Origin of the sequence: Bradyrhizobium sp. SPXBL-04, assembly GCF_051853035.1 — a bacterium.
GTDB classification, from domain to species: Bacteria; Pseudomonadota; Alphaproteobacteria; order Rhizobiales; family Xanthobacteraceae; genus Bradyrhizobium; species Bradyrhizobium zhanjiangense.
Genome location: NZ_CP182472.1, coordinates 725848 through 738326, shown reverse-complemented (window position 1 = coordinate 738326; position 12479 = coordinate 725848). Strand labels below are relative to the sequence as shown.

The 12479-nt window shown below is 62.2% G+C and carries 12 protein-coding genes, 1 tRNA gene and 1 pseudogene; 10 read left to right on the top strand and 4 right to left on the bottom strand.

Features of this window, described 5'->3' with window-relative positions; all coding sequences use genetic code 11:
- Window positions 1–184: 184 nt before the first annotated feature.
- The 5 genes and pseudogenes from ACNJX8_RS03370 to ACNJX8_RS03350 all read left to right on the top strand — a co-directional run bounded on the left by ACNJX8_RS03370 (window position 185) and on the right by ACNJX8_RS03350 (window position 2155).
- Window positions 185–553: a nuclear transport factor 2 family protein gene (locus ACNJX8_RS03370; protein ID WP_439359619.1), complete on the top strand. Its 369-nt coding sequence runs from the start codon at window positions 185–187 to the stop codon at window positions 551–553.
- A 3-nt stretch (window positions 554–556) separates the two neighbouring features.
- Window positions 557–790, top strand: a pseudogene (locus ACNJX8_RS03365) (ribbon-helix-helix domain-containing protein); the annotation flags it as partial.
- 263 nt (window positions 791–1053) lie between these two features.
- Window positions 1054–1338, top strand: a complete 285-nt coding sequence (locus ACNJX8_RS03360; RefSeq protein ID WP_091887314.1) for a GYD domain-containing protein — start codon at window positions 1054–1056, stop codon at window positions 1336–1338.
- Between the two features lie 70 nt (window positions 1339–1408).
- A complete protein-coding gene (locus tag ACNJX8_RS03355; RefSeq protein WP_439359618.1) occupies window positions 1409–1651 on the top strand; it encodes a hypothetical protein in 243 nt (80 codons plus the stop codon).
- Between the two features lie 48 nt (window positions 1652–1699).
- Window positions 1700–2155, top strand: coding sequence for a nuclear transport factor 2 family protein (locus ACNJX8_RS03350; RefSeq protein WP_439359617.1), 456 nt, complete (start codon window positions 1700–1702; stop codon window positions 2153–2155).
- 151 nt (window positions 2156–2306) lie between these two features.
- Here ACNJX8_RS03350 and ACNJX8_RS03345 read toward each other — a convergent pair whose 3' ends face one another.
- The gene (locus ACNJX8_RS03345; RefSeq protein WP_439359164.1) at window positions 2307–2690 is read right to left on the bottom strand and encodes an antibiotic biosynthesis monooxygenase family protein; all 384 of its coding nucleotides are present in this window, start codon (window positions 2688–2690) and stop codon (window positions 2307–2309) included.
- A gap of 368 nt (window positions 2691–3058) precedes the next feature.
- Here ACNJX8_RS03345 and ACNJX8_RS03340 point away from each other — a divergent pair, with 368 nt between their 5' ends.
- Window positions 3059–3949, top strand: coding sequence for a LysR substrate-binding domain-containing protein (locus ACNJX8_RS03340; protein WP_439359163.1), 891 nt, complete (start codon window positions 3059–3061; stop codon window positions 3947–3949).
- Window positions 3950–4176: 227 nt separating this feature from the next.
- On the opposite strand, the gene ACNJX8_RS03335 is transcribed toward ACNJX8_RS03340, so the two are convergent.
- The gene (locus tag ACNJX8_RS03335; protein ID WP_439359162.1) at window positions 4177–4416 is read right to left on the bottom strand and encodes a hypothetical protein; all 240 of its coding nucleotides are present in this window, start codon (window positions 4414–4416) and stop codon (window positions 4177–4179) included.
- 1692 nt (window positions 4417–6108) lie between these two features.
- Here ACNJX8_RS03335 and ACNJX8_RS03330 point away from each other — a divergent pair.
- Window positions 6109–7758: a recombinase family protein gene (locus ACNJX8_RS03330; RefSeq protein ID WP_439361796.1), complete on the top strand. Its 1650-nt coding sequence runs from the start codon at window positions 6109–6111 to the stop codon at window positions 7756–7758.
- Here the strand turns inward: ACNJX8_RS03330 and ACNJX8_RS03325 are convergent.
- Both ACNJX8_RS03325 and ACNJX8_RS03320 read right to left on the bottom strand, forming a co-directional pair.
- Window positions 7714–7790 (bottom strand) — tRNA-Arg (locus tag ACNJX8_RS03325). The two genes, ACNJX8_RS03330 and ACNJX8_RS03325, sit on opposite strands and share 45 nt — an antisense overlap.
- 270 nt (window positions 7791–8060) lie before the next feature.
- Window positions 8061–9563 (bottom strand): sensor histidine kinase, encoded by a 1503-nt coding sequence (locus ACNJX8_RS03320; protein ID WP_128940839.1) that lies wholly within the window; start codon window positions 9561–9563, stop codon window positions 8061–8063.
- Window positions 9564–9912: 349 nt separating this feature from the next.
- Between ACNJX8_RS03320 and rpmH the strand changes: the two genes are divergently transcribed.
- From rpmH to yidC, 3 genes are read left to right on the top strand one after another with little or no spacing between them, the layout of a single operon-like run.
- The gene (rpmH, locus tag ACNJX8_RS03315; RefSeq protein WP_008542748.1) at window positions 9913–10047 is read left to right on the top strand and encodes a 50S ribosomal protein L34; all 135 of its coding nucleotides are present in this window, start codon (window positions 9913–9915) and stop codon (window positions 10045–10047) included.
- 28 nt (window positions 10048–10075) lie between these two features.
- The gene (rnpA, locus tag ACNJX8_RS03310) at window positions 10076–10474 is read left to right on the top strand and encodes a ribonuclease P protein component (protein WP_128940840.1); all 399 of its coding nucleotides are present in this window, start codon (window positions 10076–10078) and stop codon (window positions 10472–10474) included.
- A gap of 16 nt (window positions 10475–10490) precedes the next feature.
- Window positions 10491–12344 carry a membrane protein insertase YidC gene (yidC, locus tag ACNJX8_RS03305; protein WP_128930898.1) on the top strand — a complete coding sequence of 618 codons (1854 nt, stop codon included), beginning with the start codon at window positions 10491–10493 and terminating at the stop codon, window positions 12342–12344.
- Window positions 12345–12479 lie beyond the last annotated feature (135 nt).

Sequence of the window (12479 nt, the reverse complement as noted above, 5' to 3'; positions counted from 1 at the left end):
ATTTATGAATATCACTCATGACTCCATCCCGTGCAACAGATCTAGCATCATAAGCCGCTTGGCCCTAGGTTCGGCCAACAGGGAGCATGAGGCACTTTCGGCACATCCCGGGTGCTTAAGACTCTCGACACGGCAGGCGGGCCGCGCGAGTCGGTCCGTTGTAACGGTTTTTGCAGGATGACTGATGGACACGGATGTTCGCGCCTTGCGCTCCCTGGCGCAGACCTATTTCGACGCGGCCTATGAAATGGATGCTGAGAAATTTGCATCCATATTCCATCCATCGAGTTCCGTCACAAAGGTCGGTGACGATGGCAACGTGGCTGTGACGCCGATTGCCGCGTGGCTCGCAGCTGTCCGCAACCTTAGAGCACCGAAAGAACAGGGCCTCGAGCGCGACGACCAGATCGTGTCAATCGACGTCGAAAGAGAGCTCGCGCTCTTGACGTTGAAATTTCAGATTCCGCCTCGTTACTTCACGGACATGCTGTCATGCTTAAAGGTCAACGGGGCCTGGAAGATCGTTCAGAAGGTGATGACTTCGAAAACGTAGACCCTCGTCAAGTCCGGCCGCTACCAGAATGCCAGCGAAGTGCTGCGCGAAGGGTTGCGGCTCGTGGAGCAACGAGAGGCCGAGGATGCGGGCAAGCTGAAAGCCCTGCGAGCGGCGGCTCGCGCCGGTGTCGGGGCGTTGGATCGGGGAGACTTCAAAGAATTCGGGAATATCGAGGAGCTGCAAACCTATTTGAATGACCTCTCAGAGAAGGTCATCTTCCGAACCGCCGAATAGAGCCCTCATGGCCGACCAGAGACTACCGACGAAGATGGGCACTATTGCTTCGCCGTGGCGCTATGATGCTGTGGCCGGGAACACGGTCCGGTCACCAATGCATGGCTAGCCTTCGATTTTGCACTACGCGTCATCGGGCAATGTGCTCTCAGGCCCGGCTCCCCATACGCCTCCGCCACGGAACGGCATGTACGTGGGTCGCGGGAAGGCGTATGGTTGTTGGGTCCTTCTCGCACGACGATCAACATGACGTGGAGGTGGCCATGAAATATGTGCTGCTTGGTAATCTGAGCCCGGAGTGGGCGAGCAAGCAATCGGAGCGGATCGGCAAGGCCAAGGCAAAGCTCGACAATCTGGGTATCAAGATCGAGTCGATCCACTACACGCAGGGCTACTACGATTTCGTCGACATCATTGATGCCCCGAATCCGGAAGCGGTGCTCGCGTTCTCGGTCTGGTACTCGACCCAGGGTCTGGGGCGGATCCAAAGTATGCCAGCCTTCGACGCAAAGAGCTTCGAAGCCGCGATCAAGAACGCAGCGGGCTAAGCGCTGCCGGCTCACGGATCGCAGACCGAGCGACGGCAAGATAAAAGCGACGGTGTCACTCCGGGCCCTTGTGCGCGGCGTTGATGAGATCATCGCGCTTCACGCTCCGATCCACGACGCGATCTATCGCGACTCGACGCTCGAAAACGAGGTGATCGATGTGGTCGCCATCGGCGATGGCGTGGCGGTCGCGCATTCCTGGAGCCGTCTCACGGTTGGCGCCGGGCATCCAGCCGGACCACATTCCGTGGACACCTTGATCCAAGCGGTGCTGACCCCGCTGGGACGGCAAATGGCTGATCAAGGCGCTTGAAAACGTGACCTTGACGAACCCACGCACCGGCGAGCCGGTCCTGCGAAAGTGACGGACCCGACACGTGTTGGAGGCGACGATGAAGACGATGGAGACGAACTCAGGAAGCTGTTCGAGCGATATGAGAATATCTCCAAGGCTTCTCTGCGCGGCGACGTCGACATGGATGACGTCGCGGCGCTCTACGCCTCCGAGTTCGTCGCGGCCACGCCGGCCGGCGTGATGACCGGGAAGAACGACGAGCATCTCAAGCAGGTCATCGCCGAGGGCTATGCCCACTACCGGGCTATCGGAACAAAGGAGATGCACATGCGGGGACTCCGCATCTCGCCGATAGACGAACACCATTGCGTCGCCCATGTCGCCTGGAGATCGACGTATGTCCGCAAGAACCAATCCGACGTCGTGATTAATTTCGACGTCCACTACCTCGTCCAGCAGTTGGGCGCAGAGCCCAAGGTCTTCGGATGGGTGTCGGGGGACGAGCAGGCGCTCCTGAGGTAGCACGGCATCATTTGACGCTGGCTAGGCCCCTCACGCACATCTTGATACCGAAATGGCGCGCCACGGCCGATGAAGATGGGCACTATTGCTTCGCCGTGGCACTATGATGCGGCGGCCCGCCACGCGCCTCAACCGACAAATCAGCGACGGCCTACGATTTTGCGGTGGGTCGCGCGCAGCTCCATACGCGATCCCGAATGACCGTGCATATCTGGAATTTGTAGTCGCTGAAAAAGCTCTGGATGCCGCGCCGCTTCGCCTTGGCGTGCTCGGGATGATGGCGCCATTCCTGCAAGGCCTCCTCCGATTCGAATTCGACGATCGTCACCCGCTCCCCGTCTTCGGCGACGAAGCCCTTGTGGGAAATGTAGCCGGGAATCGTACGCGCCAGCTCGCTCATCTGCCTTGCCGTGGGGCCATACTCTCCTTCGACCCCCGGATTAAGCCGGGAGCGAAATATGGTGACGATCATTGGTCGATTCCCTTGCGGTGATGGACTGGATTTTGCTGCATCGGCGCGGCTGACGGTCGTCACCAAGCCTCTGTTGGGGCCTCAGGTACCGTGACCGGGAGCTGCCATTCGGACTTTCGGCGATGGTTTCGCTGTGCCGGCGGCGCCTTGCGTAGGCGACCAAGCAACCAGGCAAACATCGCGCCGATCACCCGAGCACGCTCGGCATTCGCGCGGCGAATGATGCACTTCCTGAGCGCCTCCCGCTCTTTCGACGACAGCGCTTTGAGGTCGATCGGTCCAATGTCGGATGCATTACCGTCTCGCATGTCTTGGTCCATCGCTTGTGCCGAGCCACCGGGAGCGGCGGCTTGCCGGTAATGAGCTTTACGTGTGACAACAGATCATGCAAAATGAATAATAATGATGTTTTTCATCTTGAGGAGAGATGCTTGGACTTGTCCGATCTCCGCATCTTCAGCACGGTGGTGCGCCAAGGCGGTGTGACGCGCGCCGCCGAGCAGCTACATCGCGTACAGTCCAACGTAACCACGCGGATTCGCCAGCTCGAAGAGGATCTGGGCGTTGCGCTTTTCATTCGTGAGGGCAAGCGTCTTCATCTCGCGCCGGCTGGCCAAACGCTGCTCGATTATGCCGATCGTCTACTGGCGTTAGCCGATGAGGCGCGCGTGGCGGTGCAGGATCCGCGCCCGCGCGGCGTGTTTCGCCTTGGCGCCATGGATAGTACGGCGGCCGTCAGGCTTCCCGGACCTCTCGCCGAATATCACAGGCTTTATCCCAACGTCGTCTTGGAGTTGCGCACGGGAAACCCGACGCAACTCGGTGCTGCAATCCTTGCTGGCGAGCTCGATGCCGCATTCGTTGCCGAGCCCATCCCCGACGAGCCGTTCGAGAAGATTTTCGCATTCGAGGAAGAGCCGGTCATCGTTGCGGCTGCCGATCATCCACCCATCGGTAAGAAGGGTGCGATCCCACGTACAATCATCGCCTTCGAACATGGTTGCCCGCATCGCAAGCGGCTGGAGGATTGGTACGCCAGGCGCGGCGAGATGCCGGAGCGCACGATCGAGCTTGGCTCATATCCTGCCTTGCTGGGCTGCGTCGTCGCCGGCACGGGCGTGGCACTGTTGCCGCGCAGCGTCCTGAGTACGTTTCCCCTTAGCAAGCGACTTTCGGTCCATGCGCTGCCGCCAGGCGAGAACCGGGCTGAGACCGTTCTCATCTGGCGCAAGGGTGCGGGCTCACCTAACATCCGGGCTTTGCAACTGCTCGTGAGCGGCAACAACCGGACGGGCAGGGCTAAGGCTGAACGTAAAGTCTGAGAGCGCCAATCCCCGCACCCCGACCGACGCGTGCGGGCGAAAGTCGGCAGCGTAGAAGCAGCAAGGCCCGCGCAGGATCGGCGCTTTTTTGTCGGCGATAGCGTGCTTTGGCGTAGCTGGCGCGCCGCGGCCGATGAAGATGGGCACTACTGCTTCGCCGTGGCGCTATGATGCGACGTCGCCCACGCGATTCAATCGCCCAATCCGCGAAGGTTTGCGATCCTGCCCTACGCCTCACGGGCGCCGTCTCCCCCGGTTTCGCCGGTTCGTCCGGCAAAGCGGCCTTCTTGACCAATCCCAAGATCGACGCGATGGGCCAAATGCCGAGATTGCGTAATCGCCGTGAAGTTGCGCGATTCCGCGTTGCCATCTAAATTAAACGGATGCTTCCCAACGCTGAGCCCAATCTCACCGATGAGTTCGATTTGCTTTACGTCCGTGGCGCTCACGGTTGGAGCGATTTGCATGTGGTCACCCGTGGCACTCAAATCGCAGTTAGAATTACACACATTTTTTCTGATCCGATGGACCAGCTATCTGCACTGTGTTGCGAACTCTTGCGAGGTGAACCTCAGTGCGTTGCACGATTGCACGATGAGCCTGGAATGACGGTAGTCACGGCATCAATTTATGCCCAACAGAGACATGTGGCCCACGTTGAGTTCTGGGACTGCCCCGGCTGGGGGGATTACACGCGCTCAGATGGAAGACTGACGTTGAGCGTCGACATCAAGATCCGGCATTTCGTTGGCTTGATATACCGCCAATTTGAAAAGGTGCGGTGGCTATACGAGGAAAAGAGCTATCAAAAGGATCGTAGCTCATTCCCACATGCCTCGTTTGAAGCGCTCCGACAGTCGTGGTTGAACTCAGCGAGTTAGCGGTTCAATGCGTCGAAGTTGCGCAATGGGGCGCAGGCTGACATTAGCCCGCGATGCGCATCGGATGCCTTGGGTTGCGGCGTATGAAGTCATCAACGTCCCGCAATCGTTCTGGCAATGGTTCAGCGTCGGGGTGGCTCCGGTAGCTCCAGAAGCGGAAACCTGCTGACCAGAGGGCTTGCACCTTCTGCCATTGTTCGGCATCGGACCGCTTCGGAGCTTTGAACGAGCGGCCCATCTCATGGAGACAAGAGCCGCACTGCGGACAAGCCGCGCCCGTGTCCGCCCGCACCTTCCATGATTTCCGACACTCGAAGCAGGCATGGGCTATGAGGTAGTCAGGTCCGCGCACCACTTTAGGCGGACGCGCGTCAGCACGCGTGCCTGTGGAGCGCCGCAAATCCATCCGTCGAGCTTTTTCCCAGCCGCCTACCATCCGGAGAGAATGACAGCGGACCCCAATGTCTGCAATGGGGTCATTCGCTCGATATTGCCAAGTCCGCCCGCTCGTCTGCTATCGACAATACCCGACCTTCCCAACCAAGAGTTGGGCGCGAATCTCGACGGATTAGGACGACAAGATAAAAACGACGGTGTCGCTCCGTGCTGTCGGGGGTCGTAAGTGTTTGTCTGCACATTGTTTTGGATGGCACTGCAGCGGCACCGTATGAAGTGGCCTGGTGCCGCTCGAACCGCGAAAGCATTCAAAATCAACGTTCCGAACGCCATCATTCGCAGCCTAGCGTCTTGTTGCGCGTGCTCGGCGTTATGTCCGGCCATGATCGCATGGGACGCCGCTGCCGGACCAACGGTGCGCCGTCAAGGCTCGCGCTGCGCGCGACCGGCTCCGCCGGCTTGCGGCCTTGACCGCGCTCCGCTGGCTCGGCTCTATTGCTTCCACGCGTTCACGGCCTGCTCTGCGCGATCGCGCTCATGCTGCAGAGAAAGTGCGAGTTCGCAGGGCTGCAGCGTGACTTGGCGTAGACATCGGCCGTTCTGTGGATCGGTCAGGCTTGCCACAGTGGCGCCATGGCTCCCCCTCACAAATCGCAGCTACGGCGTCCGCCGGACCGCGCCTCACTTGACGATCTCTACGACTATGCGCGTGCGCCCGCGCGTCCTGGCCGACGACGAGCGAAGCGCGCTTCGGTGACATGGGCGGTGACGGACGACTGGCCGAAGGATGTGCCGGTGACCGAAACGGAGATGGATGTCTTCGAAGCTTGGTTCGGTGATCTGTTCGACGAGTTGCTTGGAAAGGATTGAGGGGACATCAACATGGCTGCAACGGTTCGGGCGGCTCTTTACCTGCGAGTCTCGACGGGGCGGCAGGCCGACAGCGATCTCTCCATCCCAGATCAGCGCCGCCAGGCGAAGGATTATTGCGCATCGCGTGGGTGGGAGATCGTCGCCGACTATGTCGAGCCCGGCGCGTCCGCCACGGACGATCGGCGGCCGGAGTTCCAGCGCATGATCGACGCGGCGACGGTCAAGCCGCCGGCGTTCGACGTGATCCTCGTGCACAGCTTCAGCCGGTTCTTCCGCGACCAGTTCCAGCTTGAGTTTTATGTCCGCCGACTTGCCAAGAGCGGTGTGCGTCTGGTGTCGATCACCCAGGAGCTCGGCGACGATCCGATGAGCAACATGATCCGCCAGATCATGGCGCTGTTCGACGAATACCAGTCCAAGGAGAACGCCAAACACACGCTCCGGGCGATGAAGGAGAACGCACGGCAAGGCTTCTGGAATGGCGCGCTGCCGCCGATCGGCTACCGCGTTGTTGAAGCCGCCGAGCAGCGCGGCCACCGCACCAAGAAGATACTGGAGATCGATCCTATCCAGGCCGAGACCGTGCGGCTGATTTATCGCTTGGCGCGCGAAGGAAACGGCTCATCCGGATCGATGGGCGTCAAATCGATTGCCAAGCATCTGAACGAATCCGGCATCCGAACGCGCGATGGCGGGCGCTGGGGCGTCGATGCCGTGCACAAGGTACTGACGCGCACGACGTATATCGGCCGCCACCGGTTCAACACCAAGCATTGGAAGACCCGCGAGCGCAAACCGGAGGCCGAGGTGGTCGAAATGGCGGTGCCCCCGATCATCGACTTGGCCGAGTTCGAGGCGGTACAGACGCTGCTCAAAGCGCGCAGCCCTGCACTGAGCGCGCCGCGTGTCGTCAGCGGCCCGACCCTCCTTACCGGCATTTGCTTTTGCGCCACCTGCGGCGGCGCGATGACACTGAGGACCGGGAAGAGCGGGAGATACAGGTACTACACCTGCTCGACCAAGGCCCGGCAGGGCGAGACCGGCTGCAAGGGCCGCACCGTTCCGATGGAAAAGCTTGACGGCATCGTGGCCGAGCACATCGAGCAGCGCCTTTTGCAGCCAAAACGCCTCGAGGAAGTTCTGTCGGCCGTCCTGCACCGCCGGAAGGAGCGTGCCGAGCGCCGAACGACGCATATCGCCGAATTGCGCAAGCGTGCGGCCGAAGCAGAGGCCAAACTCAAGCGGCTGTACGACGCGATCGAAAACGGGATCGCTGACGTCTTCGATCGGCTGCTCAAGGAGCGCGTGTCCGAGCTGAAGTCCATCCGCGACCAGGCCCGCGCCGACGCAGAGCGGGCCGAGGGCGCGCTTGATCGAGCCGGACCGAGCATCACACCCCAGGGGCTCAAAACCTTCGCCAGCCAAGCCCGCAAGCGGATGCGGACCGAGTCTGGCGGTTATCGCCGCGACCACCTCCGTGCACTGGCCCAGCGCATCGAGGTGGACGCGAAAGAGGTTCGCATCATGGGATCGAAAAGCGTGCTCTTGCGCACTCTCGTCGCCGCATCCGGCGCAAAATCGGTAGGTTTTGGAGTGCCCAGTTTTGTACCGAAGTGGCGCGCCCGGAACGATTCGAACGTCCGACCCTCAGATTCGTAGTCTGATGCTCTATCCAGCTGAGCTACGGGCGCGTTTTTCGCAAACAGCGATGGCGGGGGTGACCCGCGACGCATCTCCCGGAGGGCCGGGAGGGGTGCGAAGAGCGCTCTGACTAGCCGCTCTTGCCGGCGTTGGCAAGGTCCGGGATGGGGAGATTTTGCAAGGAGATGACGGCCTCTTCCCTGTCATTCCCGGACTCGCGGAGCGAGAAGTGCGGAATCTCGCGTCCAAAACCTCCGGATTCCGGGTTCGGCGCTTCGCGCCAGCCCGGAATGACGGACTCAGCGCGGCCGCTGGCCGACTTACGCTCGCGCCCGCTCGTTGCGGATGGAGAGCAGTTCCACGGGGCGATCGGGGATGACGATGCGGAAGGTGGCGCCGATGGTGCCTTCGACGAGGTGGATGTCGCCGCCATGGGCGCGGACGAGCTCGGCGGCGATGGCAAGGCCAAGGCCGCTGCCGCCGGGGCGGCCGGAGGTCTGGAACGCCTCGAACAGGTGCTCCCGGGTCTTCTGGGGAACGCCTGGACCGGTATCGGAAACCTCCAGGATGGCGACGGCGCCCTCGCGTTTTCCGGTGATCCGGATCTGCCGCACGCCGCCATCGCCGGACGAGGCGTGGGTTTCCAGCGCCTGGGCGGCGTTGCGGACGAGGTTGAGCAGCACGCGGAACAGCTGGTCTGGATCGGCATCGACCGCAAGCCCGCGTTCGATCGCCGCGACCCAGGCGATCGTGGCATCGCTGGCCAGCCCCGCGGTCTCGCGCACCTCCAGCACCACCGGCTCGATCAGAATCATGCGGCGGTCGGGCGCGGCCTCCTGGGCGCGGCCATAGGACAGCGTCGACTGGCAGAAGGCGATGGCGCGCTCGAGCGAGCGCACCAGCTTCGGCGCAAAGCGCTGCACCCGCGGATCCGGCACGCTGGCGAGCTGGTCCGACAAAAGCTGCGCCGAGGCCAGCAGGTTGCGCAGATCATGGTTGATCTTGGAGACGGCGAGCCCGAGGGCAGCGAGCCGGCTCTTCTGATTCAGCATCGACATCAGATCGCGCTGCATGTCCGACAATTCGCGCTCGGCCACCCCGATCTCGTCGCTGCGCTGGCTCGGCACGATGATCCGCGCCGCGCTCTCCGGGTTCTCGTGGAAGCCGACCAGGCTCGCGGTGAGCCGCCGCATCGGGCGCACGAACAGGTAATGCAGGGCGAGATAGACGAGGCCCGCGGTCAGCGCCGCGATGATCAGCGCGACCACCACGACGTTGCGCGAGAAGCGGTACATCTGCTGCCGCAGCGGCAGCTCGTCGGTCACGATCTCGATGAATTGGGCATTGCCGACGCCGGGCCCGACGATGCGGATGGCCTGGTTGCCGGTCTCCAGCATCATCCGGAACGAGCCGGTGATCGCGTCCCAGGCCGTCATGTCGCGCAGATCGATGTCGTGCTCGATGGCTGTCGGAAGGTTATCGCTGGCGAGCAGCCGGCGCTGCTGACCCATCTTGATGGCGACGGCGCGGGCATTGATGCTTTTCAAGATCTGCCGCGACAGCGAATCGGGAACCATGCCAAGCGGCGCGGCATCCAGCACCAGCGCTGCCGTATTGGCCGCCGCCACCCGGTCGTTGAGCCGGTTGACCCAGAAGTTGGCGATGGCGGGCACGTAAAGCAGGCTGGCCGCGATCATCACCAGAGGGACGGTAAGCAGCAGCAGCTTGCCTGACAGCCCGAGCCCGCCCGACCCGCGCGGCCGCATCGCCGGCTGGTCCGGCGGATCCAGATCTTGGATCGGCTGGCGATCTGTGGCTGCCACGAAATTCGCCCCTGTTGACCTTGGCTGATGCAGGATGCGACCCGTCCCGGGTCCGGTCAAATTACGGATCGCTAATCTGCCAAGGTGAGATGTAAGCGCTGGTAAAGCGAGTCGCCACCTTAAGGGTTAAAAACCCCGCACAAACAGCGATATTCACCGGAAACGTGCGCTTGTGCGGCGTTGACGAAAACAAGGCGCTCCCTTATAAGCCGCGCGAATTGTCCGCGATGACCCGGTGCGACACCGGGAGCGGCTCTTTTGGGGCCGGAAACGGCCCGTTTTGGGCCGCATCTTCGGGACTTTACCATCAATTCTACAGGCAAATTGCCCGGTCAGCGGAGAAAAACCCGTGAAGCGGACTTATCAACCCAGCAAACTGGTGCGCAAGCGCCGTCACGGCTTCCGTGCCCGTCTCGCCACTGCCGGCGGCCGCAAGGTTCTCGCCGCCCGCCGCGCCCGCGGCCGCAAGCGTCTGAGCGCCTGAGCCGGACCCCCCTTTTTGGGATTTCATCATGGATCGGCTGAGGCAGCGGGCGGATTTCCTCGCCGTTGCCAATGGCGCGCGGGTGAATAATCCCGCGTTCGTGCTGCAAAGCCGCCGCCGGGACGACGGCGGCCCGATCCGGATCGGCTTCACCGTTTCCAAAAAGAACGGCAACGCCCCCGAGCGCAATCGTATCCGGCGCCGGCTTCGCGAATTGGTGAAGCGGCTCGATCCGGTGTCGATGCAACCCCATCATGATTATGTGCTGGTCGGACGAAGGGACGCGCTCTCGCGCGACTTCGCGACCATGCTCGACGATCTGCGCATAGCATTCACGAGGCCGGCGCGGCATACGGCCAAAGGACCGGCCAAGGCGCGCGGCCAGAGGCCGGATCGCGCCACAGCGACCAGCCGCAAACCGGATTGATGACGAGACAATCGAGATGACCGACAATCGCAATACCATCCTCGCCGTCATTCTATCCGGCCTGGTGCTGATCGCCTGGCAATATTTCTACAACGTGCCGCAGATGGAGAAGCAGCGCGCCCAGCAGCAGGCACAGACCGAGCTCCAGAAATCCACGCCGCAGCCGACGGCGTCGGCAACGCCGGGTACCACGCCGCAGGCGGGCGGCGCGACTCAGCCCTCGACACCGGCCGCGAACCAGCAGCAGGCCCAGCCGGTCGTTGCCCGGGACGCCGCGATTGCGGCCAGCCCGCGCGTGAAGATCGACACGCCGCGGATTGCCGGCAGCATCGCGCTGAAGGGCGGCCGCATCGACGACATCGCGCTGGTGCAATTCCGCGAAACCGTCGACCCGAAGTCGCCACCGATCATCCTCTATTCGCCCTCGGGCACGGCGGAGCCCTATTACGCCGAGTTCGGCTGGGTGGCGGCGACGGGCGTGACGGCGAAGATGCCTGATGCCCAGACCGTCTGGCAGCAGGACGGCAGCGGCAGCCTGACGCCATCGACGCCGGTGGTGCTGAAATGGGACAATGGCGAGGGCCTCACCTTCCGCCGCACCATTGCGGTCGACGACCATTATCTCTTCACCATCAAGGACGAGGTGAGCAATGTCGGCAACGCGCCGGTCACGCTCTATCCGTTCGCGCTGATCTCGCGCCACGGCGCGCCGCAGGTCTCGGGCTACTACATCCTGCATGAAGGCCTGATCGGCTATCTCGGTGACCAGGGCTTGCAGGAATACGCCTACAAGAAGATCGACGAAGCCAAGACGGTCAACTTCAAGGCCACCAATGGCTGGCTCGGCATCACCGACAAGTACTGGGCCTCGGCGCTGCTGCCCGACACCAATGCGCAGCTTCAGGCGCGCTTCTCGTCGAACCCGGTCGGCAACGTCCACACCTACCAGACCGACTATCTGCTCGATCCCGTCACCGTCGCGATCGGCGGCACGGCCACTGCAAACGCGCGGCTGTTCGCGGGCGCCAAGGAAGCCGGCGTGGTCGGCGTGTTCCCGTTCGCCGGCCTCGGCGGCTACAACAAGGCGCTGGGGCTCAACCACTTCGATCTCTTGATCGACTGGGGCTGGTTCTACTTCATCACCAAGCCGATGTTCCTCGGCCTCGACTTCTTCTACCGCTTCTTCGGCAATTTCGGCATCTCGATCCTGCTCGTGACCGTGATCGTGAAGCTGCTGTTCTTCCCGCTGGCGAACAAGTCCTACGCCTCGATGGCGAAGATGAAGTCGATCCAGCCGCAGCTGCAGGCGCTGAAGGAGCGCTATCCCGACGACAAGGTGAAGCAGCAGCAGGAGATGATGGAGATCTACCGCAAGGAGAAGATCAATCCGGTCGCCGGCTGTCTTCCCGTGGTGATCCAGATCCCCGTGTTCTTCTCGCTCTACAAGGTGCTGTTCGTCACCATCGAGATGCGGCACGCGCCGTTCTATGGCTGGATCAAGGACCTCTCGGCGCCCGACCCGACCAATTTGTTCAACCTGTTCGGACTGATCCCGGTCGACCCGACCACGATCCCCGTGTTCGGCCACTACCTCGCGCTCGGCATCTGGCCGATCATCATGGGCATCACGATGTGGTTCCAGATGAAGCTGAACCCGACGCCGCCGGATCCGACGCAGCAGATCATCTTCAACTGGATGCCGCTGATCTTCACCTTCATGCTGGCCGGCTTCCCGGCGGGCCTCGTGATCTACTGGGCCTGGAACAATCTGCTCTCGGTGGTCCAGCAGAGCTTCATCATGCGTCGCAACGGCGTGAAGGTGGAGCTGTTCGACAATCTCAAGGCGACGTTCGCGAGGAAGGCGACGTAGGCGCCGTTGCCGGGCGCAAATGCCTCCACATCGTCATGCCCGGGCTTGTCCCGGGCATCCACGTTTTTGGAGGCTCGTTTCGTGACTAAGACGTGGATGGCCGGGACGAGCCCGGCCATGACGAGAGGATAGACT